Origin of the sequence: Rheinheimera texasensis, from assembly GCF_964031785.1 — a bacterium.
Classification (GTDB): domain Bacteria; phylum Pseudomonadota; class Gammaproteobacteria; order Enterobacterales; family Alteromonadaceae; genus Pararheinheimera; species Pararheinheimera texasensis_A.
The window spans coordinates 433,801-457,186 of record NZ_CAXIRE010000019.1; the positions used below are offsets into that span (position 1 = coordinate 433,801).

The 23,386-nt window shown below is 53.0% G+C and carries 26 protein-coding genes; 13 read left to right on the forward strand and 13 right to left on the reverse strand.

Annotated features, from left to right (window positions below):
* Positions 1-185: 185 nt before the first annotated feature.
* The 8 genes from istA (at position 186) to ABNT34_RS10445 (ending at position 5,729) form a co-directional block, all read left to right on the forward strand.
* Complete coding sequence (istA, locus tag ABNT34_RS10410) at positions 186-1,739, forward strand: IS21 family transposase (RefSeq protein ID WP_348731330.1); 1,554 nt, start codon at positions 186-188, stop codon at positions 1,737-1,739.
* Positions 1,729-2,484 (forward strand): IS21-like element helper ATPase IstB, encoded by a 756-nt coding sequence (gene istB, locus ABNT34_RS10415; protein WP_348731331.1) that lies wholly within the window; start codon positions 1,729-1,731, stop codon positions 2,482-2,484. The genes istA and istB overlap by 11 nt, the downstream gene beginning before the upstream one ends.
* Positions 2,481-2,972 carry a hypothetical protein gene (locus ABNT34_RS10420; protein ID WP_348731333.1) on the forward strand — a complete coding sequence of 164 codons (492 nt, stop codon included), beginning with the start codon at positions 2,481-2,483 and terminating at the stop codon, positions 2,970-2,972. Before istB ends, ABNT34_RS10420 begins: the two co-directional genes overlap by 4 nt.
* The gene (locus ABNT34_RS10425) at positions 2,953-3,909 is read left to right on the forward strand and encodes a tyrosine-type recombinase/integrase (RefSeq protein WP_348731335.1); all 957 of its coding nucleotides are present in this window, start codon (positions 2,953-2,955) and stop codon (positions 3,907-3,909) included. The genes ABNT34_RS10420 and ABNT34_RS10425 overlap by 20 nt, the downstream gene beginning before the upstream one ends.
* An 89-nt stretch (positions 3,910-3,998) precedes the next feature.
* Positions 3,999-4,331 (forward strand): type II toxin-antitoxin system PrlF family antitoxin, encoded by a 333-nt coding sequence (locus ABNT34_RS10430; RefSeq protein WP_348731337.1) that lies wholly within the window; start codon positions 3,999-4,001, stop codon positions 4,329-4,331.
* A 2-nt stretch (positions 4,332-4,333) separates the two neighbouring features.
* The gene (locus ABNT34_RS10435) at positions 4,334-4,807 is read left to right on the forward strand and encodes a type II toxin-antitoxin system YhaV family toxin (RefSeq protein WP_348731339.1); all 474 of its coding nucleotides are present in this window, start codon (positions 4,334-4,336) and stop codon (positions 4,805-4,807) included.
* Positions 4,808-4,866: 59 nt separating this feature from the next.
* Positions 4,867-5,460, forward strand: a complete 594-nt coding sequence (locus ABNT34_RS10440) for an RHS repeat-associated core domain-containing protein (protein ID WP_348731341.1) — start codon at positions 4,867-4,869, stop codon at positions 5,458-5,460.
* Positions 5,457-5,729: a hypothetical protein gene (locus ABNT34_RS10445; RefSeq protein WP_348731343.1), complete on the forward strand. Its 273-nt coding sequence runs from the start codon at positions 5,457-5,459 to the stop codon at positions 5,727-5,729. Before ABNT34_RS10440 ends, ABNT34_RS10445 begins: the two co-directional genes overlap by 4 nt.
* Positions 5,730-5,919: 190 nt before the next feature.
* Here ABNT34_RS10445 and ABNT34_RS10450 read toward each other — a convergent pair whose 3' ends face one another.
* From ABNT34_RS10450 to ABNT34_RS10470, 5 genes are all read right to left on the reverse strand, one after another.
* Entirely contained in the window at positions 5,920-6,822 is a 903-nt protein-coding gene (locus ABNT34_RS10450; RefSeq protein ID WP_348731345.1) for a transporter substrate-binding domain-containing protein, read from the reverse strand.
* Positions 6,823-6,879: 57 nt separating this feature from the next.
* Positions 6,880-8,109, reverse strand: coding sequence for an ATP-binding protein (locus ABNT34_RS10455; protein ID WP_348731347.1), 1,230 nt, complete (start codon positions 8,107-8,109; stop codon positions 6,880-6,882).
* Positions 8,106-8,807: a response regulator transcription factor gene (locus ABNT34_RS10460; protein ID WP_348731349.1), complete on the reverse strand. Its 702-nt coding sequence runs from the start codon at positions 8,805-8,807 to the stop codon at positions 8,106-8,108. The genes ABNT34_RS10455 and ABNT34_RS10460 overlap by 4 nt, the downstream gene beginning before the upstream one ends.
* Positions 8,804-9,163, reverse strand: a complete 360-nt coding sequence (locus ABNT34_RS10465; RefSeq protein WP_348731350.1) for a DUF3019 domain-containing protein — start codon at positions 9,161-9,163, stop codon at positions 8,804-8,806. Before ABNT34_RS10465 ends, ABNT34_RS10460 begins: the two co-directional genes overlap by 4 nt.
* An 87-nt stretch (positions 9,164-9,250) precedes the next feature.
* Complete coding sequence (locus tag ABNT34_RS10470; protein WP_348731352.1) at positions 9,251-9,985, reverse strand: sporulation protein; 735 nt, start codon at positions 9,983-9,985, stop codon at positions 9,251-9,253.
* Positions 9,986-10,152: 167 nt separating this feature from the next.
* Between ABNT34_RS10470 and ABNT34_RS10475 the strand changes: the two genes are divergently transcribed.
* Positions 10,153-10,512 carry a hypothetical protein gene (locus tag ABNT34_RS10475; protein WP_348731354.1) on the forward strand — a complete coding sequence of 120 codons (360 nt, stop codon included), beginning with the start codon at positions 10,153-10,155 and terminating at the stop codon, positions 10,510-10,512.
* A 47-nt stretch (positions 10,513-10,559) separates the two neighbouring features.
* On the opposite strand, the gene sbcC is transcribed toward ABNT34_RS10475, so the two are convergent.
* The 4 genes from sbcC to ABNT34_RS10495 form a co-directional block, all read right to left on the reverse strand.
* The gene (gene sbcC, locus ABNT34_RS10480; RefSeq protein WP_348731356.1) at positions 10,560-13,913 is read right to left on the reverse strand and encodes an exonuclease subunit SbcC; all 3,354 of its coding nucleotides are present in this window, start codon (positions 13,911-13,913) and stop codon (positions 10,560-10,562) included.
* Positions 13,913-15,166: an exonuclease subunit SbcD gene (gene sbcD / locus ABNT34_RS10485; RefSeq protein ID WP_348731358.1), complete on the reverse strand. Its 1,254-nt coding sequence runs from the start codon at positions 15,164-15,166 to the stop codon at positions 13,913-13,915. Before sbcD ends, sbcC begins: the two co-directional genes overlap by 1 nt.
* A 60-nt stretch (positions 15,167-15,226) precedes the next feature.
* Positions 15,227-16,105 carry a CPBP family intramembrane glutamic endopeptidase gene (locus tag ABNT34_RS10490; protein ID WP_348731360.1) on the reverse strand — a complete coding sequence of 293 codons (879 nt, stop codon included), beginning with the start codon at positions 16,103-16,105 and terminating at the stop codon, positions 15,227-15,229.
* 70 nt (positions 16,106-16,175) lie between these two features.
* Complete coding sequence (locus ABNT34_RS10495) at positions 16,176-16,967, reverse strand: thioesterase family protein (RefSeq protein ID WP_348731362.1); 792 nt, start codon at positions 16,965-16,967, stop codon at positions 16,176-16,178.
* Positions 16,968-17,071: 104 nt separating this feature from the next.
* Between ABNT34_RS10495 and ABNT34_RS10500 the strand changes: the two genes are divergently transcribed.
* On the forward strand, positions 17,072-17,419 hold the full coding sequence (locus ABNT34_RS10500; RefSeq protein WP_348731364.1) for a putative quinol monooxygenase: 348 nt from the start codon (positions 17,072-17,074) through the stop codon (positions 17,417-17,419).
* A 19-nt stretch (positions 17,420-17,438) separates the two neighbouring features.
* Here ABNT34_RS10500 and ABNT34_RS10505 read toward each other — a convergent pair whose 3' ends face one another.
* The 4 genes from ABNT34_RS10505 to ABNT34_RS10520 all read right to left on the reverse strand — a co-directional run bounded on the left by ABNT34_RS10505 (position 17,439) and on the right by ABNT34_RS10520 (position 20,906).
* Positions 17,439-18,056, reverse strand: a complete 618-nt coding sequence (locus ABNT34_RS10505; RefSeq protein ID WP_348731366.1) for a glutathione S-transferase family protein — start codon at positions 18,054-18,056, stop codon at positions 17,439-17,441.
* Between the two features lie 93 nt (positions 18,057-18,149).
* Positions 18,150-18,641, reverse strand: a complete 492-nt coding sequence (locus ABNT34_RS10510; RefSeq protein WP_348731368.1) for a DUF6436 domain-containing protein — start codon at positions 18,639-18,641, stop codon at positions 18,150-18,152.
* Positions 18,628-20,118, reverse strand: a complete 1,491-nt coding sequence (locus ABNT34_RS10515) for a methyl-accepting chemotaxis protein (protein WP_348731370.1) — start codon at positions 20,116-20,118, stop codon at positions 18,628-18,630. The genes ABNT34_RS10510 and ABNT34_RS10515 overlap by 14 nt, the downstream gene beginning before the upstream one ends.
* Positions 20,119-20,252: 134 nt before the next feature.
* Positions 20,253-20,906 (reverse strand): NAD(P)H-binding protein, encoded by a 654-nt coding sequence (locus ABNT34_RS10520; RefSeq protein ID WP_348731372.1) that lies wholly within the window; start codon positions 20,904-20,906, stop codon positions 20,253-20,255.
* A gap of 152 nt (positions 20,907-21,058) precedes the next feature.
* Between ABNT34_RS10520 and ABNT34_RS10525 the strand changes: the two genes are divergently transcribed.
* The 3 genes from ABNT34_RS10525 to ABNT34_RS10535 all read left to right on the forward strand — a co-directional run bounded on the left by ABNT34_RS10525 (position 21,059) and on the right by ABNT34_RS10535 (position 23,321).
* Positions 21,059-21,943: a LysR family transcriptional regulator gene (locus ABNT34_RS10525; protein WP_348731374.1), complete on the forward strand. Its 885-nt coding sequence runs from the start codon at positions 21,059-21,061 to the stop codon at positions 21,941-21,943.
* Between the two features lie 70 nt (positions 21,944-22,013).
* Complete coding sequence (locus tag ABNT34_RS10530) at positions 22,014-22,517, forward strand: DUF2059 domain-containing protein (protein WP_348731376.1); 504 nt, start codon at positions 22,014-22,016, stop codon at positions 22,515-22,517.
* A 78-nt stretch (positions 22,518-22,595) separates the two neighbouring features.
* Complete coding sequence (locus ABNT34_RS10535; RefSeq protein ID WP_348731378.1) at positions 22,596-23,321, forward strand: hypothetical protein; 726 nt, start codon at positions 22,596-22,598, stop codon at positions 23,319-23,321.
* Positions 23,322-23,386: the final 65 nt, after the last annotated feature.

Below are 23,386 nucleotides of genomic sequence, written 5' to 3' on the forward strand. Positions count from 1 at the left end.
AATTTTATCTGGCGCAGAAACGACAAAAGCCCAATAGAGCGGCAACTCTAGGGCTTTTTTAAAACATCTTTGGTATAGATATCGAGATTAAGTGTCGTTGTAAGTGGGCCGTATGTCAAGAAAGATTGTATTTTTCTTGTAGGCCACTCTGTGCCTTTATTTTAGCAGAATAAAGGTAAAAACAAATGTTATCACCGAACCAAATCAGGGCAGGCATTCGAGCGAAATTCGTGCTGCCGTACATTAGCATTCGCCAACAGGCGGGATTGGCACTAGCATCACCATCATCGATGGTGCGATTGAACAAACGTTGTGAAAAACATCAAATTGATCATTTGTTGGCCGAGCAGTTGAGTGACAAACAACTGGTAGCGTCCTTATTCCCAAATCTCGAACATGACAGTAAAAAACGACAGATCAATTTACCCTACATTGTCGAGGAGCGTATTCAATCGAAATCAAAGCGCAAATCGCTGACGGTTCTTTATCTTGAGTACCAAGTTGAAGACCCCGTTACTGCGATGAGCTATTCTCAGTTTTGTCGGAAGGTGCAAAAAGCTCTCAAACGTTGCAAATTGAGCATGAAACAGTTGCATGCGGCGGGAGAGAGCGTCTTTATTGATTATGCGGGCACGAGAGTTTATTACAATTTAGAAGGGGAAAAGATTTGGGTAAAAGTATTCGTTGCTTTGCTGGGGGCTAGTCAGAAAATATTTTCCTTTGCGACCCCCGGCGAAACGACAGCCGATTGGATTGAAGCGATGCGTCAAATGTTTATCTACTACGGTGGTGTTACCGACGTCGTCGTAATGGACAATGCAAAAGCGCTAGTTTCACATCCGGGGTTGATCCCTACCTTTGTAGAAAACATAAACAGCTTCGCCGAACATTACAAGTGTCTTTTGGATTCCTGTCGTGTCGGCCATCCGCAGGACAAATCTTTGGTGGAGCTTGCCGTCAAATTTGTCACCCAGCGTATTCTCATTCCAATGAACAAGGACAGGGATTTTTTTAGTTTGCAGGAAGTTAATCTGCACTTGATGAATCAAGTAGAGATGTTAAACAATCTCAATTTCCAAGGCCTGAATTTTTCTCGTAATGACCTGTTTAACAAAAACGAGAAGCCGCTGTTAAAACCACTCCCGTCCACCGATTTCGACCTCATCATCGATAAGAAACTGCAACAGGTGTCACCAGAGTACACCGTTGAACATAAGAAACATCAGTACTCTGTACCTTTCAGTATCGTTGGGGAAGTTGTGGAAGTGTATATCACGCTGACGCATCTACGTGTCGTTCATTTGCATCAGCTAGTTGCCGAGCACGCATTAGTTGATGAGCCACTTGGTGCAACCATGCTCATAGAACACATGCATCCAGACCACCGGGCTGATTTGGAAAGCAATGATATGCAGAAAAATATGGGTTGGGCTGCGGCGTCAGGCGCACATATTGGCGAACTCGTAGCGCTGTGGTACTCGAAAGTATCAAATCCTTACTCTCGTAGCATTGGAAAACGTTGCCGCGCACTGATGAACATCAGTACTAAAAACGGCATTCGTGTACTTGATGATGCCTGCGGTTATGGCTTGCGCCAAGGTATGACCAGTGTTTCTGATATCGAGTTGATTGTGCGTGCGCAAGGTGAGCAAGATGGTATTCAGAACCTGCCAGCTTACATTGCATCACATGAAAATGTGCGTGGCCGTGGATACTACGGAGATCATCATGAAGCTTAGGGAAAATATTGAAACAAGATGTAAGAAGTTAAAACTTAACGGATTCTTGGTAGCGTTGCAGAATCAGTTGTCTTCGAAAGCCTACGACACACAAAGTTTTCTGGTTCGGCTCGATCACTTGCTGCTGGCTGAAGAGACGTCCAGCATCAATCGGAGCATTAACAGACTGCAAAAACAAGCGAGACTGCGCTGGCCTAATGCAGCTGTCGCCATGATAGATTACGGGTATCATCCCGGCCTGAGCCCCGCCAAGATTGCGGATCTCGCTGAGCTGCACTGGTTGTATAACAACCAGCATGTTGTTATTTGCGGCCCAACTGGATCAGGTAAAACGTATTTAGCCTGTTGTTTGGCCAATCAGGTGATCATGGCAGGTTACGCTGTATTGTTTTTTCGTTACAACGAATTGCTGCTGCAACTTATTGCCGCAGACAAGGGAGAGCGCTTTACGCAGTACTGTAAAAAGCTCAATCGTGCTCCGGTAGTAGTGATCGATGATTGGGGCGTTGCGCCGTTAAGTGCGTCACAACGGCATTTGTTGTTTGAATTCATTGAATCACGCGACCAAAACGCATCACTGATCATTACTTCGCAGTACCCAATGTCTGACTGGCACGAAGCATTTGGTGATCCGACTATTGCTGATTCTGTCTTAGACCGAATTATTCATAATGCTCATCATATTGATCGCAAACAAGGTGGTTCAATTCGCAGCAAACTCGGTGTTAATGGAGGTGCGCAATGAGCCAAGCTACTCAACGCTCCTACAAGCATTTGTTGGGGCAACTAAACCTTGAAGATATTTACATCCAGCAAACCTTCGAATATTACTTTCAGCGCTATGGGGAGCGGGAAGATATGCAGTACTTTGTGCAGCATTCTGCTCGTATTCCCGATGCACTTCGTGATCATAAATTTATTGGAGTCTGTGATCGGACGTTAGGAACAAAGATCCCAAAAACAAAAACTTTGGCAGGGGGAGCGATGAGGGGCATGTTGCAAACGGTCGGCCTAATCCATTCGACCGGCAGTGAGCGGTTTCGCGGTTGTGTCGTTTTTCCTTCTGTTGATGATCTCGGAAACGTCATTTCAGCGGTGGGATATCGCTTCTGCCACAGACTTCGCCATTGGCATTCGCCAGTGATCCACTGGCAGAAGCCAGAACTGGGAGCCCATGTTCAAGACGGTTGGTCCTTCGTTAAGGAGGTGATCTATGGAAAAACCCACCACTAAACGGATCTGGCGTTGTGTTCGCTACTATCTACAGCTGTGTCAGGCGAAGGGAGATGCGCCTGACACTATTATCAACAAACGTGCCGGACTAGCCAAGTTTTTCAAATGGTGTTTGGCGCGGTCGGTCTATTTTGTTGATCAAATTAGTCTCGACCTGATGGACGACTATATGCATTGCCTTAACAGCTATCGTAAACCGCTGGATGGCAAACCGATGACTGTTGCCGTCAAACGCGGTTATCTCACGTTTGTGAAAACTTTCGTTGAAAAACTCTATATCAAAGGGGTTTTGAGTACGAACGCACTGGAACACATCGAGTTACCCAAGATCGGACGTCCTCTGCCAAAAGCTATTTTTACTGAGAATGAGATCCAGAAGGTCTTAGATCAATCTCTGCTATTTGGTTTTACCGGGCTGCGGGACCGAGCTATTTTGGAAACCTTTTTTGCGACTGGTATTCGCCGTACCGAATTGGCAAATTTGGATATTGAAGACATTGATCTGAACGAGCAACTGGTCAGGATCAGAAAAGGCAAGGGAGGCCGGGAACGCATTGTGCCCATCAGTGAGCGAGGTTGCGAATGGATAGCGCTTTATCTGAGTAAAGTCAGGCCACGTATTGCATTCTTGGCTTCAGGTAGCACCTTATTTCTTGCAAACAATGGTAAACGCTACGAGCCCCACAAACTGTCAGATATGGTATCCCGCTATGTAAAGTTAGCAGGTATCAAACGGGCGGGGTCTTGTTACCTGTTTCGGCACGCAACGGCCACAACCATGCTGAATAACGGCGCAGACTTAAGGCATGTGCAGGAAATGCTGGGGCACGCCGATATCTCAACAACACAAATCTATACCCATGTCTCTCGTTCTAAGCTGGCAGAAGTTTACGGGAAATCTCATCCGTCAGCGCTGAGCAAGCAGCGGCTATTTTAACTACTTGTACGAAGGTAATGCATTTGCATTACCTCCGCTTTGAGACTAAACTAGCCGTTATTAGCCAGCTTCAACCTGCGGAGAACATCATGTTTGCACAAATGGCTTTGGAAGCAGAATCAACATTGACAGATCGTTTCCAGACAACAGTACCAAGTCCTGTGCGTCAGGCATTGCATCTGGATAAGAAAGACAAGATTAAATACATCATCCAATCCGATGGCAGCGTGCTGATGCAACGAGCTGATACGGCGGAAACTGATCCTGTGCTGGACCAGTTTTTATCCTTTTTGGCTGTTGATATGCAAAAGCATCCTGAAAAGTTACAACCATTATCAGCGAGTATGCGTCAGAGCGTGGCATCGCTGGTCACTGGGGTAGAAGTGGATTTGGATGCAGCATTGTCTGATGAGGATGAATAACTTTGCCAGACAATGTTCCGATGGTGGTCAATGGTTGGACGCTATTTACCCATCCTCTTTTTGCACAGCAGTACCAAACGTTGAAAGACAAAGTAGAGGCATTAAAAGCAAAAGATCCACAAGGGTACATTAAGAAAAACGACACGAAGCGGTTAGCGGCTATTTATAAGCTGGCCTTTGAGATTATCCCTCAAGACCCAACGTTGCCAGACTATCGTCAAGGGACGACCTTAGGCGATAATAATAAACATTGGTTTCGTGCCAAATTTTTTCAGCAGTATCGGCTATTCTTTCGTTATCATCTTGAATCGAAAATTATTGTTTATGCGTGGGTCAATGATGACGACAGCAAACGAGCCTACGACAGTAAGTCGGATGCTTACAAAGTGTTTGCAAAGATGCTAAAGTCAGGTAATCCCCCGGATGATTGGGATGCTCTTTTAAAAGCTGCCACGGACGCACAACTCTCTCCTTAACTATCTAATCCCTTCTTTTGAAAAGAAAATAATCTGGATCGTGATTCGGATTATTTTATATGCAGCAGCGGTATTATGACCCAGTGATTGGCAGGTTCTACTCGAATGATCCGGTGGGGTTTAGTGCTGGTAACCCGATGATGTTTAACCGGTATGCTTATGCGAATAATAATCCGTATAAGTTTACGGACCCTGATGGACGAAACCCTTTCATTGTTCAAGGTGACTCGGATAATGCGACGTTGACACGAGAGAGCTTTAAAGAAGGTGGTGATATGTTTGTGGCTGGCATGGAGCAAGCAGGCGAAATGTTGGTTGACGGTTATTTGGAAGCTGGTGGCCTCGTACCTGGCATCGGCGGCTTAGCAGCAACGGCAGTCGCTGGTGTAAAAGAACTAGTAACTGATGGAAGCGTGGCGACTCTGACCGGCGTAGTAGCAGGTGAAATGGTTGGGAAAACCGTTGAAGCTAATGTTGACATAAAGGATATTGAAGACCTAAAAGGTGGAAAGGTTGCGATGGCGATCAATGCTGGTAAAGAATTAGGTAAATTTGCCATGTCCAAAGGCATGGAATGGTATGTAAAAGAAAAACACGAGAAAAATGAAGTGAAAAAAGGTGGAAGCACACCTGAAGGGGATAAAAATAAATGAAATTTGTTTTATCTAGAGCAGGCATCACATTGTTGGTATTGATACTAATATTATCTGGATGCCTTTATCTGTTTTACACTACAGGTGTAACAGGTGGTAGAACAGGTCAAGATGCGGTAAGAGATGAAACGCCAGTAAAGTATTATTTTTATATGATTCTTTATACAAGTGGACTGTTGTGTGTGTGCTGTGCATATGTGTACTTAATATTCAACCCTCCAGAGCTGAGTAAAAAAAAGAAGATTGAAGAAAACGAAGATGATGAATAGGACGTAACACTACTAATCAGAAACAAAAGGACACCCATAACCGGTGTCCTTTTTTCTACCCCAATCCGTTCAAAATCACCAGATGCCTGGTCAGTCATTTCCAGCAGAAGTGATCAGTGCTCACCAGCAGGGCTGTCATTTTGCTGCAGCGCCTACAGATACCCAACATCGTCAGCATCAACGCTAACGGCTACTTCAGCTCAGTCGCCGCCGGCAACTGCGGATTATCCAGCAGAATACGGCTGCGGCTTTCCAGTTTCAGCTGCTTCAGGGCAGCGCCGAAATAACGCTGGAACAGCCGGTCAAAACTGCCGTCGCGTTCGGCCTGTTGCAGGCCCTGCAGTAACGCCGTTGCCAAAGTTTCGTTGTCTTTGGCGACATAAAACCAGGTGGCGGTGGGATAAATCAGCAGCAGATGCGGGTCTATCATCAGTTGCGGATGCGGATATTTGGCCAGCTCTTCAGCCACTTCCAACACCGAGAGCGGAAAATAGTCGATGCGACCGCGTTGCAGCATGCCGTACAAGCCGTTGATGTTGGTGCTGGTGGCGACGGTCAGGCCATTGCTGCGCAGAATTTGAGTGTCGCTCCAGGTCAGGAACTGGCCGGCGGTTAACCGCCGCAGATGTTGTTTACTGTGAATACCCCGCAGCATATCCGGTGTGTTGCGGTTCACCAGTGCCACCCGCCAGCCGTTGTAGCCACGCAGCAATGGAAATGCCACGCCGCGGTAACGTGTCAGCCGGTCGGCGTTGACACTGCCGAATAACACATCAATACCACCGCCGGCGTTCATCAGGTCAAAAGCGCGTTGTTTGGGTAAATCCAGCCCGGACGCTTTCAGTTGATAATCTTTGCCGCTGGGATAACTCAGCGCCAGTTGCAATAATTCAATGTAATAATCCTGCCGCTGATAACCGCCGTAATACACGGTTTGCCGCTGGTTTGGCTGCGTGGCGTTTGGCTGCGTAGCGTCTGGTTGCAGGTCGCCTGGCCGCGATGTCTTGACCTGTGATGCATGCGCTGACAGGGCCGGCAGCACAGCCAATAACAGCCACAGCAGCGCCCACCGCCCCAGATAATTCCTCAACAACATTGTCTCCTGCTGGTTTGTCCTGCGACAGGGACCAGACCGATGCCACCGGCGTTATTATGTCGCAGCGGCCACAGCAGCACCAGTGTCAGCATTGCCCACCGGCAGTTGCAAGCGGGCGATAGCACCGCCGCCGGGCCGTTCCAGCTGCAGCAGTTCGCCGCCATGCTGGTGTGCAACCCGCCGCACTATCGCCAGGCCAATGCCATGATGCGGCACCTGATCGTCGCGCCGCACCGCCTGCTGCCAGCCGGCGCCGTCGTCACTGACATCAATGCGGCAGTCGTTGCCCTGCCGGCTCAGCTCCACATGCACCTGATGCGCACAATGACGCAGCGCATTACTGAGCAGATTAGACAAAGCGCGGGCTAACAATTTGGCATCGGCCTGAATGATCAGGCTGCTGTCGCCGTGCCAGCTCAGGTCGTGTTCGGTATTGGCGCGGAATTTTTCCAGCAATTCCGCCACCACAACACTGAGTTGCACCTGACTCAGCTCCAAATCGGCGCGAAAATCCTGCTGCGCCAGGCGCAGATAATCGTATACATTGTGTTCAATTTCCTGCAGATTGCGCTCAACCTGCGCATATTGACCATCGCTCATCCGGCTTTCCATACCGTGCAGAATAAAGCGCAGCCGCGCCAGCGGGGTTTTGATGTCATGGCAGACCGTATCCGCCATTTCGCGCTGCAGCTGATTAAGATTGGTGATGGTCTGGTTCATTCGCGTTAACGAGCGGGCCAGCGGTTGCAGATAAGATTGTTTACTGAGGCGGAAATCCGGTAAACGGCCCTGCCGCACTTCCTGCAGTGCACTGACCCGCAAGGTTTCCACATCTTTAAACACATTGCGGCTGAACCAAAATAACGCCAACAGCAGCAATACCAAAAAGACATGCACCAAATCAATGGTGAAATCCGCACCTTGTGGCAGGTTTAACTCGCTTAAACACATCAGGTCGCCGTTAGCCATTTCGGCACACATCGACGCATTGCCGGCACCGTCGCGTAATACTTCAATGCCATAACTGACACCAGGCTGCGGCTGCCATAAATCTTTGGCGATCAGTACGTAAAGACTGCCAGCGCAATCGTTGTCGATACTCAGGCGGCAACTGAGCTGATGCTCAGCCTGACTATGCTGATACACATTGTGCAGCATAGTGCGGGCGGCCACGGTCATCTGATCGCCCTGATACACCCAGCTATACAGCTGATTCAGGCTGAAAAACAGCAGCAGCACCATCAGCACTACCGCCAGATAAAACCGCAATAAGGTGGCGCTCATCCGGCATCTCCGGCTGTGCTTACGCTGATGCTGTAACCCTGGCCCCAGACATTGCGGATATTCCAACGCGGGTCCACCGCCTGCAGTTTTTTGCGTAAGCGAGAGGCCCGGCCGTCGATAGTGCGGTCGGTGCCGTCATATTCGCGGTTCAGCTGTTCGCGAAACAGCCGTTCCCGGCATACTGCCAGCGGAAAATGCTCCAGCAGTGTGATCAACAACTGCAATTCGGCGTTGGTCAGATTCAGCGGGAACCCGGCGAGGCTGACCTGACCGGACAGCCGGTCTATCCGCAGGTTGTCTTGTTGCAACAGCGGATTGGCCACAGCCTGTTGTTGCGGCAAGGGTAAAAACACGCGGATTTTTGCCAGCAGCAACCGCGGGTCTATCGGTTTGAGCAGATAATCCTGCGCGCCGAGCTCGAGGCCATGCAACTGGGCTGTCACTGTGGTCTGCGCGGTCATAAACAGAATCGGGCCTTTAAACTGGCTGCGGATTTGCTGCACCAACACAAAACCGCTGCTGCCTGGCAACATCACATCGCAAATCAGCAAGTCAAAGCCTTGGGTTGCCAGCAGTTTTTTCGCTTTGAGCGTATTGCTGCACACCATGACGGTGTAGTCTTCGCTTTGCAGATAATCTGCCACCAGCTTTGCCAGTTCCTGGTCATCTTCAACCAGCAAAATATGTTGCCGGCTCATTGGCTGCCCCAGCGGCTGCGTTTCAGTAATTTGTCGCCGGCATTAAAATCAATGGTCAGGACTTTGATGGTGCGCTCGGCCAGCATTTGTTGGCTGTCGGCCGCGCGCAGTTCAAACTTGCTGTCTTTATCCAGCACCAGCGCCAACTCTTGTTGCAGCCCGGCCGGGCCGCACAGCAACGGTTCCGTATTCGGCGGTAAAAACAGGCAGGCCGGCGCGCTTTGCTGCCAGCGCACTTTGAGGGTGATGGCGCAGCTATGGTATTTTTGCTGCACGCAAATCAGCGGCGTCAGCACAAACTCTGCGGCGCCGCCAACAGCAGGCAATAACAGGACAAACAGCAACAGGTAGCGCATCCGCGTTTCCACCGGCAGCAAAACAGATCATGCTGTTAGTTGTACCGGTGAAAAGGCTGCGGTGCAAGCGTCAGGCCGTTCGAAGGCTTAGCCCAGGATACCGCGCAGCGCCTGCTGGATTTGTGCGCTGCTGGTTTGTGGCGATAACCGCACCGTGCGGTAACTGTCACCGCGAAAGGCCCGGTCTACTTCGACCAGCAATAATGTGTCGGCCCCGTCCGGAATAAACGACAACTCAACTTCTTTGACGCCGGACAACCACTGGCGCGGCCGGAACTCAAATTCCTGATAGCAGCCACTTTGACTGCGTTTGCCCGGCACCTGCAGATAACCTTTTTCCACGTCGACTTTTTGCAGCTGATAGCCAAGCTCCAGCATGGCGCTGATACTATTCAGCACTAGTGGCGAGGCATCGATGCGCAATAAATCGTTGTCGGACGGGTCCAGCGCCATGGTTATATCGGCTTCAGTACAAAGCCAGACTTTGCCAACGGTATGATGCGGCAAATGCGTCACCGGTAATTCGGCGCTCAGGCGCAGCTCAAACGGGATCTGTTGCTGACTACCAGGCGCTACCTGCATCGCGTCGCTGAGGCGAAAACGTTGCAGGCAGAAGTTCTGATAGTGCTCGCCATTGTCAGTACTGACTTTGACCCGGGTCATCAGCGCCAGACTGAAGCCATTGATTTGCTGCGCCACAGCGCCGCCCTGGATCAGGATCTGACCTTTCAGGCAGCCACCCGGCTCACATTGATTCGATTGCAGCTGCGTATCAATTTTGCACGCACCGATACCCGCCGAAGCCAGCAGTTGTTTCAACATAAAAGATTTCCTTTGCAAGACAGAGTGAAAAACCTGATTGCTCTGGATCTGAGGCCGGCTGCCAGGATGTTCAAGAGACAAAAACCATTGAATTGTTAACAGATTTTACTTTTATAACTAATTGCAGTACAACACCGGTACCTTGTTCTGCAGCTTTGGGTATTAGGATGTTACCGTCGCAGCTCTACGAAAGTTTACCTTATCTGTACCTTGTCGCAGGCATTGCCTGCTTTGCATTGTTGGCACATCCGCTCGGTGGCTGGGCTGGTGTGCTGTTATTTAATGCCGGCGCTATGGTCTGGATCATGCGGGCGGAGCGACGCCGGCTGAACCAGAAATCCGGCGGCGATGGGCTGTGGCATATGCCGTTCTGGTTATATGAACTGCAGCCGTTCCTGTATGTCTGTGTCGGCAGTATCCTGTTTTTGCGCTTCGACAACGAATATCTGTATCCGTCGGCTTTTATCTTTTGTCTCTGTGGCTTGTTGATTTGGCGGCTGCGTTATCAAAACCGCTTTCAAGAATAAGACTGCCCACATGCCCGACAGTGCAGGTCCCACAGCGCAGGTTTGAGCTACCAGACCTGCGGCAACTCCAGCGTACTCCAGCCGGCGCCCGCTTGTTTATGCACTTTAATCTGCACCGGAATGCGTTCTTTCAGCGCTTCGACATGGCTGATGATGCCAATCATTTTGCCACCGGATTGCAGCTGGTCCAGCGCCGCCAGCGCGCTTTCCAGCGTGTCCGGATCCAAAGTACCAAAACCTTCATCGAGAAATAACGACTCCAGCCGGGTCTTGTGGCTGACCAGCTCCGATAATGCCAGCGCCAACGCCAGACTCACCAGAAAACTCTCACCGCCGGATAAAGTTTTGGTATCGCGTGCGCTGTCGGCCTGCCAGCTGTCGAGCACCTGCAATTCCAGCTCGCTGTCGGTTTTGCGCGCCAGCTGATAACGGCTGTGCAGCTGCTGTAACTGCCGGTTGGCAAGCTGTACCAGTTGCGCCAGCGTCAGGCTCTGGGCAAAACGGCGGTACTTGGCACCATCGGCAGAGCCAATCAGACTATTGAGCTGCTGCCAGTCCTGATAGAGCGCCTGCTGCGCCTGAATTTGCTGATACAAACCGGCCTGTTGCTGCGCCAGTTGTTGCTGTTGTTTGAGTTGCTGATTCAGCTCGCCGAGTTGCTGCTGTTGTTGCTGTTGCAGTTGCTGCGCCTGCTCAATCCGGCTGGCCAAATCCGTGGTATCAGCTTCCACCGGAGGCTGCGCCCGCAATTGCTGCTCCTGCTGCTGCGCCTGCGCCAGCAAGGCGTTGGCTTCAGTACGCGCCTGCAGGATTTTTTGCTGCTGCAGTTCTAATTCAGCTTTTTGCGCCTCGCTGAGCTGCGCCATTAAATAGGCGGTTTCGCTGGCAAAGCCGGCTTGCTGCGCCTGTGTCAGCCAGTCCTGCTGCAGCGCGGCACTTTGTTGTTGCCATTTACTGAGCTGCTGCTGTTGTAACAGGGCATTTGCCTGCAAGCGTTCAATCTGCTGCGCCTGTTGCTGACAAAGCTGCAGGCTTTGCGGCTGCGGCCGTTCTGTCAAAGTTGCTAGCTCTGGCAACGGCAACTGCTGCAATTGCTGCCACTGCGTCAGTTGCAGACTGGCCTGTTGCCCCTGCTGCTGAAGTTGCTGCAAGTGCTGCTGCGTTTGATGTTGTTGCTGTTGCAGCTGCTGAATATGCTGCAGTTTGACGCGTCCGGCCTCAAGCGCCTGCATGCACAAAATCACGTCTGCTGCACAGCCCAGCGCCGTCGCCAGTTGTTGCAGCCCCTCAGTCAAACTGTGCTGCAGCTGACTGACCTGCGTCTGTAGTTGCTTTTGCTGTTGTTGCAGTTGTTTATACAGCTGACGCTGTAATTCCAGCGCGGCCTCGCCTTGCTGGAACTGGTGCTGCGCCTGCTGCACGTCCGTTTGCTTCACAAGCTGCTGCGCCTGCAGTTGCTGTGCCGCGTCGGCTTGCTGTTGTAAGGCCTGGATCTGTTGCTCTAACTGGCTTAACGCACGACTGAACTCTTTACTTGCGTCTTGGGCATCTGAGCCTTGGACAAACCACTGTTGCTGCTGCGGTGTCAGGCTGTCGAGCACGCTGCTCAGCTGCAGCTCAAATTGCTGTTGCTGCTGTGTCAGCACCTGCAGCCGGGCGCTTAATGCGGCGCCATCGTTACTGAGTTGTTCCAGTTGCTGCCGCAGCTGCTGCACCTGTTGTTGCTGCGCTGTGGGTTCCAGCTGCTGATAATGGCTCACCGCCGGATGGTCCGCACTGCCACACAAAGGGCAGGCTTCGCCGGCTTTTAATGCCGCACGGTATTCGCTGAGTTCTTTGATCAGTTGTTGCTGTGCCAGAATGGTTTCTTTGTCCTGCAACACCGCCTGCAGTGATTTGTATTGCAGACGCTTTTCTGCCAGTTGTGGCTGTAATGCCGACTGTTCACTGCCAAGCGCTGCCAACGACTGTTGCAGTTGCCAGCCCTGCGCTGCCTGATGGGCAGCTTTTTGCAGTTGCTGCACCTGCGGGTGCAGTGTCTGCAGTTGTTGCTGGATCTGTGCCGGCGCTAAGACCTGCAATTGCACGGCCAGCTGTTTTGCCTGCTGCTGCGCCTGTGTCAGCCGGGCTTCGGCCTGCGGCAAGGTGGTTTTCAGCTGTTCGGCCTGAACAACACAATCTTGTAGTTGTTGTTCCAACGCCGGTTGCTGTTGATGCAGCGCCTGTAATTCCTGCTGCTGACGCTGCACTGTGTCGATGCCCGCCTGCTGCTGCGCCAGCTGTGCCGCGAGCACTGTCGGATCTGGCAAGGTACTGAGCTGCGCGCTGACCTGCTGCAGGCTGCGGTCCTGTTGCTGCAGCTGTTGTTGCAGCGTCTGAACTTGTTGCTGACTGTCGTTAAGACCTATAGCGCGGCCGGCAGCAAACAACGGATACAGCTGTTGCAACTGGCTTTGTGTGGTCTGCAGCTCCTGCTCAGCCTGACCGCGCTGCTCGCGCAGCTGTAACAGCTGTTGATAAAGCGGGCGCAGTTGCAACACCTGCTGATGCAGCGCCAGCTTGGCGAGGCCAACTTTACCGGCTTCGGCCTGCGTATCTGCCGCCTGTAGCTGCGCACGGGCTTGTTGCTGTTGTGCCTGACTCTGCGCCAGCTGCTGTTGCCATTGCTGTGCCTGGCGCAGCTGCTCCAGCGCCTGCTGGCCTTGGCCACTCTCCGCCTGCAGCTGTTGTTGCTGCTCCTCCAGTAATGCCAGCTGCTCAGCCGACAACAGGCTGATACCCTGCAACTGCGCCTGCAGCAACTCTTGTTGTTGTTTCAGCGTGCGACATTGTTCAAACACCAGCACCGACAGCTGGCCATAGATTTCGGTGCCGGTCAGCTCTTCTAACAGCTCCGCGCGTTCGTTGGCGCTGGCATTTAAAAAAGCGGCGAAATTGCCCTGCGACAACAGCATCGAGCGGGTAAACCGGGCGAAGTCGAGGCCGGTCAGCTGCTCAGTTAATTTAAGTTTTTCATTGGATTTATCGGTGAGGATCTCGCCGTCCGCCCGCGCCAGTTCAACTTTCGCCGCCTGCAAATTGCCATCGACGGCACCACGCGAGCGGCGCTGACTCCAGAAGGCGCGGTATTGTTGGTCGCGCACCGAAAATTCCACCTCCGCCAGACATTCAGCGCTGTGCCGGCTCATCAGTTCATTGCTGGTCTGGCTCAGGACTTTTAGCCGCGGCGTCTGGTGATATAACGCCAGACAAATTGCATCCAGCAAGGTGCTTTTGCCGGCGCCGGTTGGGCCTGTGATGGCAAACAAGTTACTTTGGGCAAAAGCCGGGTCTCGGAAATCGATTTTCCATTCGCCGCGTAAGGAATTGAGGTTTTGTAGCCGTACCGACAAAATCCGCATCAGTGTTGCTCCTGCGCTTCGGCCTGTTGCAGCAAATCCAGCGCTTGCTGATGCAGCTGCACCATCCGCTGCTGCAGTTCGTCAGACAACTCTTCCTGCGCCAGCCGGGCGGCGAACACATCGGCTGGTGTCAGTTCCTGCAGACTGAGGCCACTGTCGGTGATGCCGGCGGCGGTTGCCGGTCTTTCACGGCGCAGCCGGAGCAAGTCAACCGGCAAAGGCGCCAGCAATTGTTCCAGTTGCAGTTGTACGTCAGACAATAAAGCGCTGTCGCCGCTCAGCACCAGCTCCAGCCATAAACGCTGGCCGTCGGCTAAGTTGTGTAATTCCGGAGCCAACAACGCTGGCAAGCTCGCCAGATCCGATTTAACCGAACACAGCGGCTGAAAACGCGGCAACGGCAAGGCTTCGACCTGCACAGCATCTGCTTCAAAGCTCACCTGCAGACAATATTTTTGCTGCCGCGCTTCATCAAAACTGAGCGCCAAAGGCGAGCCGCTATAGCGGATAAATTCGCTGCCGCCGACTTTTTGCGCCTGATGAATATGACCAAGCGCCACATAGGCAAAAGGTGGAAAAGCACTGGCTGGCAAAGCATCCAGCGTGCCGATGTAAATCTCCCGCACCGACTCAGTGCTGCTGACACCGACTGTGGTTAAATGGCCGGTAGCAATCACTGGTAACTGCGCACCAGGCGATAAGGTTTCGGCCTGCTGCAGCGCCGCCTGATACAGTTCCTGATAGACCTGGCTGATTTGCTGCTGTAACTGCAGCTGTTTGTCGGCCGCTTCCACACCGCTGCTGCTGCGAAAATCAGCACGCTGCGACAAATCACGCGGCCGTAAAAAAGGTACAGCCGCCAGCACAGCTGCCGGCTCACCGGCTTTGTTGTGTAAAGTCAGCAGATGTTTTGAAATATCAGTGACATATCCCGGCACCACAACGGTATTGAGACAGCGCAGCAATTCGGCGCTTTCGTGCAGCACCGCGACTGAGTCATGATTGCCGCCTAACAGCACCAGCTGTACAGCCAGCGGCTGCAAATCGACAATCAGCTGATGGTAAAGCTCACGGGCATAACTCGGCGGCGTGGTGGTATCAAAAATATCGCCGGCCACCAGTACCACATCAATCTGCTGTGCTGTGACGGTATCGCAAAGCCAGCGGAAAAACGCCCGATGTTCCGCCTCACGGCTTTTACCGATAAAAAACTGGCCTAAATGCCAGTCGGAAGTATGCAGAATGCGCAACATCAGCCGGAGATTCCCTGTCAGAAGCGGGGTAAAACCCCGATGATACCTGATGCCTGTGGATCAGCGCAGCATCGGATAAGTCAGCAGGCCAAAATGCAATAAGTTAACCGCAAAATGCGTCAGCACCGCCACTTCAAGCCGGCCACTACGCTGATAAGCCCAGCCATAACCGATACTGGCGACGGCGGCGACACAAGCATAAGCCCAACCGCCCGCGAGGTGGGCGAGACCAAATAACCCACTGACCAGTCCGATCGCCAGCCAGGCCGCGCTTTGTGCCGAGCTGCCGCGCTGTGTCAGCCAATCCCGCAGTGGTCGTTGCAACACACCGCGAAACAACGCTTCTTCCGCGATACAAGTCAGCAGCAAATTACAGGCGATAAAACACAACCAGAACTCCGGCCATTTCGGTGCCAGCTGCACCAGACCCAAACCAAGCGCCAATCCCATTGCGGCAAGCACAGTCAGCGGCAACAGCGGCCAAAAACCACGCCGGTAACGCTGCCATAAATCGCCTTGTTGCTGTGCAGGCCACAGCGCCAGCAACAGGCACAAGCCGGCCCAGCCTTTGTCGAAATTGGCGTAGAGCCTGTACGGAATCGCGTCCGGCGTCAGTTGCTGCGCATCCACCAATAATGGATTCTGCATACCAGGCAGCCAATGCAAAGCGGTTGCCAGCGCCAGCAATACCAGCAGCACCCAGCCGGAACTTCTTAACCAGCGGGGCGCAGGGCCGGTCGTCAGCCAAAGCGCCAGCGCCAGTTGCAACAACAGCAGCGCTGCGGCAACCAGGCCGACCAGATTGGCCTGCCAGGCCAGCCCTAAAGCCAGCAAAGCAAGGCCCAAAGAGAACAGTGGCAGCGACACAGATTGACTCCGCCACTGCAATCCGGGTGTCAGCAGCGCCAGTGCCAGCGCGATAAATGCAAACAGCGTCATAACATCCTCCATGAAAACGCTGCCAAGCATAACAAATTCAGCGTCTTAGCGACCCTGCTTTCCTAACAGGTCAGGCAAATACCGTCACAGTCTGTCGACTAATGGCGATTAACGAACCGTCCGGTGCCCAGCATTTGGCTTCGATATGATGATAACCGTCGGCGCCATGTTCGATATTGGCCAGATAACTCCACCAGTCGCTGCCACTGAAAGTCTGGGCCTGCGGCAATAATTCCAGCGTCCAGGTCAGGGAGCTGGCCGGTGCCGGGCCTGACATCAACCCCAGACTAACCGGCGGCCAGGCATCAACCAGTGCCAGCAGTTCCGGCACGCCCACTTGTTCAGCAAATTCGCCGCGAAAGCGAATGGCGCCACCCAAAGTGCGGCTTTTGCCACCGCTGAACGGCGCGTTGCCTTGCTGAATTTGATAATCAAAATGCCGGGTAAATTCCGGCGCCATCTCACTGTCTGGCAAGCGGATGCCTGCTGTTGTCCAGGCCGGCGCCGGCACGGCACTGACACTAAGCTGTGACGGCCGCGGCGCACCAAAGCTGGCCAGCGCCGCTAAGGCCACCTGACCGGCTTGCTCAATTTCCACCAGCGCCTGCAACACCGACTTGCCCTGACGCAAGATCCGCCGCCGTACCACAGCTTCGCCACTGTTCAGTGGCGCAACAAATGACACCGACACCGAACGCAACGGAATGCCGGCCGGAATAACGCCCTGCAGATGCGCCATGGCCAACGCCGCAGCCATGCCGCCAAACACGGCACGGCCTTGCCCCCAATGCGCCGGCACCTCAATCAGCCGTTCATCGGCCGCAGTGGCGACGAATTGTTGCATCACATGCTGAAACTTCATGCTAAATTTCTCCACTTTCCACCAAATACGCAGAACCATCCGCTGGCCATACCAGTTTAATCGGCCATTAGCCTGCCGAATTTCGTCCCGATAAGGAACCCGTCATGTCAAAAAAAGTCTATTGCATCGCTCAATTTCAGCCCAAACCAGGCAAAGCCGCCGAGTTATTTCGTGTGTTACAGGGCCTGGAACCGAATACTTTGCGCGAAGATGGCTGCCTGCAGTATCGGGTGACCCGGCACATTCAGTCTGACTTTGCGCCAGGCAACAGCTTCCCGATTGTGTTTAATGAGATCTGGGCCGACATGGCAGCGTTTGAGGCGCATTGTCAGCGCGCGGAGATCCAACAGTTTTTCCAGACCTACTGCTTAGCAGAAGATGGTCTGGCCGCCGACTGGAATGTCTGTGTCTATAGCGACGAGCCAGAACAGTTTGATGCGCCGGTATTATAAATCCGGCGCATCCGCCTGCTTAGCCGGCAAGCAGCGCCTGGTCTAAAGCCCTGGCGCGTTGCACCGCCGGCCGGGCAGCGAATCTTTCCAGATAAGCGGCAATTTCCGGCGTGGCTTCAATTAAACCGAAGCGGGTCATCCAACCCAACGCCGTACCCCACAAGCAATCCACCGCAGTGAATCGTTCACCCAAAAACCAGGAGCCGGCCTGTAACTGGCTACGCACCCACTGCTCGACCGCCGCCTGACTGCCATAAGGGCTCATACCGTGCTGACCGCTGTCGCGTTTCAGCGCTTTGTCGATCATTGCCGGTTCAAAACTGCTGCCATAAAACGCCAGCGCACGCAGATAAGGACCCCGCAACGGGTCACCGACCGCCGGACTTAAACCTGCTGCCGGGTTCAGTTCGGCCAGAAACTGATAAATCGCTACTTGTTCTGTCACCACTGCATCATCGGCGATCAGCGTCGGCACTTTGCCAAGCGGATTGGCAGCCATTAACGCCGGGCTTTTTTCCGGCGCTTTAAAATCGACCAGTTCAAACTCGGCGGGAATTGCCAGCTCTTCCAGCAAAATCCGTACACCGGCAGAGCGGCTTTGTGGGTTATGAAATAATTTCAGTTGTGGGTAGCGCATCAGTCACTCCTGTTGATTGTCAGGAGCAGCATGCCGCAGCAAGCGCCAAAAAAACAGAGCGGGAACCGTCAGGCTGTGACAATTTTCGCCCTGTCACGACAGACAACGACAAGCAACAGTTTCTGAATTCAGCCAGACTCCGGCCAGACGTTGCCGGCCTTGCAACAACGGCAATAATAAATCGGTATTGCTGCTACAGAGTGGGCCTTGCGCCAAAGGCCCGGCGTAGCGAAGCTGATGCTGCTGGTACCACAACACAGCCGGTGTGGCCGGTAATGCCGGACCATATTCACGCCACTGCGCTGGTGTCATTTCCTGCAATTGTAATCCGGGTTGTTGCTGTTGCAGTTGTTGCAGATGGGCCCGCGCCGCTCGCGCGCAGCCACAAGCCGGATCTATCACCGCTATCAGCATTGCAGCGCCAGCATCCGGGGTATATGGCCGCAGCTGCAGTTGCGTCAGCTGGCCGCCGGGGTCAAACACACCATAGCGTTGCTGCTCAAAGCGCGCCAACAACAGCAAAGACAGCAGCGCCCAGGCCACAACACCCAGGCCAAACAGCCACTTCTGCTTAATGTTTAACAACAAAACGCTCGGCTTTTTCACTGAGTTCACCGGTGATGGCTTCAACATGATGAGCAATATCAGTGACTTTAGCGCCCTGCACCTGTTGTTCGCTCGCTAAGGTAATTAACTCAGCAGTGGAACGGGCGATTTCGGCACTGGCCAGGCCTTGTTGTTCCAGCGTTCTGGACATCAAATCGGCCGACCCCAGCACTTGTTCGACGCGCTGTTGAATACCGCTCAGTACCTGATGACTTTCGCCGGCCGTGTTGACGGTCGCCTGCAATTCCTGCAGCGATTGCTCCACCGCGGACACCGACTCATTACTGCTTTGCACCAGCCGGGCGATCATCTGCTTAATTTCGTCAGTGGATTTGTGGGTTTTCGACGCCAGATTGCGCACTTCGTCTGCCACCACGGCAAAACCACGGCCTTGTTCACCGGCCCGCGCCGCTTCAATCGCCGCATTGAGCGCCAGCAAATTGGTTTGTTCAGCAATCGACTGGATCACGTCCAGCACGCCTTTAATCTCTGAAGTCGAGCTGGCCATGCTGTTGACCTTCACTTTGGTTTGCTCCAACGTGCCAGACAAGCTATTGATATTGTTGATGGTTTTATCAACCACCGATTTGCCGTCATTGGCGGCACCGGATGAGTCCTGCGCCAGCACCAACACCTCGCGGGCAGATTCGCCTAACTCCTGAATCGACATCGACATTTGTTCCGTGGCCGTGGCAATCCGTTCCACTTCCTGCAGTTTATTGCTGATGCGGTTGGATAAAGTATTGCCTTCATATACCAGCACTTCGGTTTCTTTGGTCAGACTGCTGACGGCAGAATCGATGGTCTTGACCGTGCCTTGTAGCGTCATCATCACCTTGGCAAAATTTCGGGTCAGCCGTGTTTCCACCTCTGGCGTGCTGTTATGCAGCCAAATACGGCCATCGTCGTCCAGCATCTGTTCCGTGGTTTGCAAGAAAAACTCGGCCTGTTGCGCTTCTTTTAAGCTGTTGCGGCAGATGATCACCAACACCACAGTTTCTGCCACCACATAAGCGGCATGCACCAGCACAATCTCAAAACGAAGTTCATTCGGCGGTAAGACAAAGACCGCACTACCACCGGCCTGCAGCCACATAAACAACAAATGATGCACCGCGATAAAGCCAGCAGCGACCAGCACCACCAGATAGTCCCGCAGGCAGATGAGGATCGCCAGCAGCACAAAAATGCCAAAATGCATTTCCAGCATGCCTTGGGACAAATGAATTTGCAGTGCCGCAAACAGCATATAGCTGATGCCATAAGAGATACGGGTCAGCGGCTGATCACCCAGCGACTGCAGCAAAAACCAGGGCATCAGCACTGCAGGTATACCAATAAGCAAAGTCGGCAACCAGCTGGCGAAGATAAAACTAAACACCAGGCTCAGTACAAAAAGCCCGGTGTTGACGTAATTGGCGATCTGAAAAGCTTCGGCGCGGAAGTGATATTGCATACAAACTCCGGAAAACGCAGCCCCGCACTAACACGGGGCCGCTGATCAAGGATAAGCATTACTCTGATCCTAGCAGACTGGATCAATTCTGCTTTTCCGGAATCGGTCCATCCAACCGACAATAGGTTCAACCGTCAATACGCCACGCTGAAACGTTGACGGCTGTGCAACGGTTGCTCTGCTTCATTGAGCAGCGCGACGGCATAATCACCGGTGGAGATCCGGCTGCGGCCTGCGGCATCGGTCAGCAGCAGGTCACCACCAATGCGGAACTGCCCTGTGGCAGCGCCGGGGAAAATCTCGGCTGCTGGCGATAAATAGCTCCAGTTTAAGCTGGTTTCGCCGCGCAGCTGCTGCAGGGCGGCATAAGCGCCTTCGGCCGAACCGCGGTACGCCGCCGGGAAATCCGGGCTGTCCAGCAACTTGCTGCCATCCGGTAACAACAAAGACGCGGCGCCGCCCACCAGCAGAAAACGTTCGACTGCACTTTGTTTCACCGCAGCCAGGATGCTGGCAAAACCACGCTGGTAATAACCGGAAACGTCGCTGTCGCTGTGGCCGCTAAAAGCGCTGATGACTACCTGTGGTTCCGCCAGCGCCGGTACCAAAGCCGCACTGTCCAGCACGTCCACGCTGACCACTTCCAGCTGCTGCGGATATTGTTGCTGCAAGGCGGCCAGTTTGCCGGCATCCCGCACCAGCGCCCGCACCTGATGGCCGCGCTGTAATGCTTCTGTTGTTAACGCACTGCCGATAAAACCACTGGCACCAATAATGACGATTTGCATAGTTTCACTCCGATAATGGTCTGCAAGGTCGGCTGACATCGCGTCGATGCCGGCCGGAATGGAGGTTATTATCGGCCTGTGATTAGTATTGAAAAATAGCCCAATCTGTAATTCACTGTCATGATATTTAAAACAATAAAGCGGACATGAGCATGCTGGATTTAAATAGTCTGCAACTGGTGCAGGCATTGGCGCACAGCGGCAGTTTCACCGCTGCGGCGGAACGGCTCGGTTGCAGCAAAACTAAAATCAGCCTGCAAATTAAAGAACTGGAGCAACAGCTTGGGGTGGCGTTGTTTCGCCGCACCACGCGACAAGTCAGCCTGACCAGCGCCGGCGAGCAGCTGGTAGCACAGTGCCTGCCGTTGTATACCCAGCTGCAGCGCGAACTGTTGCAGCTGCAACAACAGGACAGTGTGCTGAGCGGCAAACTGGTGCTGACCGCGCCGGAGGACTACGCCAATCAGATTTTGCTGCCGGTTTTATTAGAATTCAGTCAGTTACATCCGGCGCTTGATATCGAGCTGCGCAGCAGCGATCAGGTGCGTGATTTAGTCCGCGAAGGCATTGACCTCGCCATTCGCGGCGGCTGGTTACGCGATTCCAGCTTAAAAGCGCATAAACTCGGCGACTTTGGCCAGTGGCTGCTGGCGACACCACAATATCTGGCACAGCATGCGCCAATCACAGAGCCAGCTGATTTAACTGCGCATCCGCTGATTGCATTTAATCAGCTACGCACGCCGCTAAACTGGCGCTTCAGCCATGCTGATCAACAGCTCGATCTGCAATTTCGCAGTCGTTTTACCGTCAGCTCTACCGCCAGTATTCAGGCATTGCTGTTGCAACATGCCGGGCTCGGCATTCTGACCGACTACACAGCGCGGCCATTACTCGCCAGCGGTCAGCTGGTGCATCTGTTGCCGCAGTGGCAGCTGCCGGCCGGTGGTATCTACGCCGTCTATCCACCCGGCTCACACCGGCCATTAAAAGTGCGGCGTTTTGTCGAACTGTTACAAAAACGGTTACAGTGCTGACAAGTGGTTGCAAATTTGTTTATTTTCCACCAGAGTGGCTGCTGCAACCCACAGATAAGGAGATGTCGACATGCGTATCAAACTACTCAGCTGCGCCGCAGCGCTGTTATTCAGTCTGCAGGCACAAGCAGAGCCAGCCACCCGCGCCACTATTGAAAAATTCCTGCAGGTCACTGAAGCCGCCAACATGATGGATCAGGCGTATCAGAATATGGACCAAATGACTGCACAGATGCTTGCCAGCTCTGGTCTTGATACCAAAAGAGATAAACAGATTCAGCAAGATATGCAGGAAATGAATGCGCTGGTGCGCGCTGAGTTGTCCTGGGACAAGATGGAAGAGCCGCTGATCGCCTTATATGGCAGTGTATTCAGTGAAGCCGAACTGCAGGACATTATTGCGTTTTATCAATCTGACGCCGGCCAGAAAATGCTGAAACGCCAGCCAGAATTGATTCAGGGTACTATGGTGATGATGCAGGAACAGATGCAAACTCTGATGCCAAAAATCAAAGCGCTCAGCGAAAAACAACGTGCCGCACGCAAAGCCGCCCAACAAAAAAACTCGCAGTAATCCCCGATAAAACGGCCGTGGTCATGCACGGCCGGCTATGCTTGTTTCATTGCTCCTTCTGCACAGCCGGAGCCGGCGATGAAATTGATTTGTAGTGCTTTATTGCTATACCTGAGCAGCTTTTTAGCAGCTCACCCGGTCACCATCGAAACCAGTCTGTGGCCGGGTTTTACCAATGCCGATGGCACCGGCGCTTATTTTGCGCTGGCCCGGTTGGTGTTGCCACAGGAACAATATCCGCTGGTGATTAAATCCAACGAATTGGGTCGCGCCTGGCTCGCGGTAAAACGTGGCCAGGCCGATTTAACTTTTGGCCTGACCCAGGCTGATATCCGCAGCTTTGGACTTGAAGCCTCAGCCCTGGCTTATGATACCGATACTATTGTCGCGGTGTACCGGCCAGACCGGGTACAACGGGCAGATCTGACCCTGCCGCGTATCCCATCACAACAACTTGGCTGGGAAAAATCCTATAACTACGCGGCAGCGCTTGGTATCGAGGCGCAGGGTTTTGAAGTGCAAAACCCGGCCCATGCCATTCAGTTGCTGCTGGCAGGCCGCATCAGCGTTTATCTGGCTGAATCCAGTGATTTAATCGCCGTGGCAAAACAGTTGCAGGCTGCCGGCTTACAACAACAATGGCTGGCTGATGTGCCGGTCTATGCCGGCTTTAGCCCAAACGCACAAGGAAAACAGTTAAAAGCATATTGGGATCAACGAGTTATTCTGCTTTGGCAAAATGGTCAAATGCAGGATTTTTATCAGCGTCATCCGGCCTTGCAACGACCGGATCCGGTGTTTTAAATCAGCGTACACTCTTGAATCTGGCCGGGCCGGCGCGTATGTTCTGTTACAACACAATAACATCT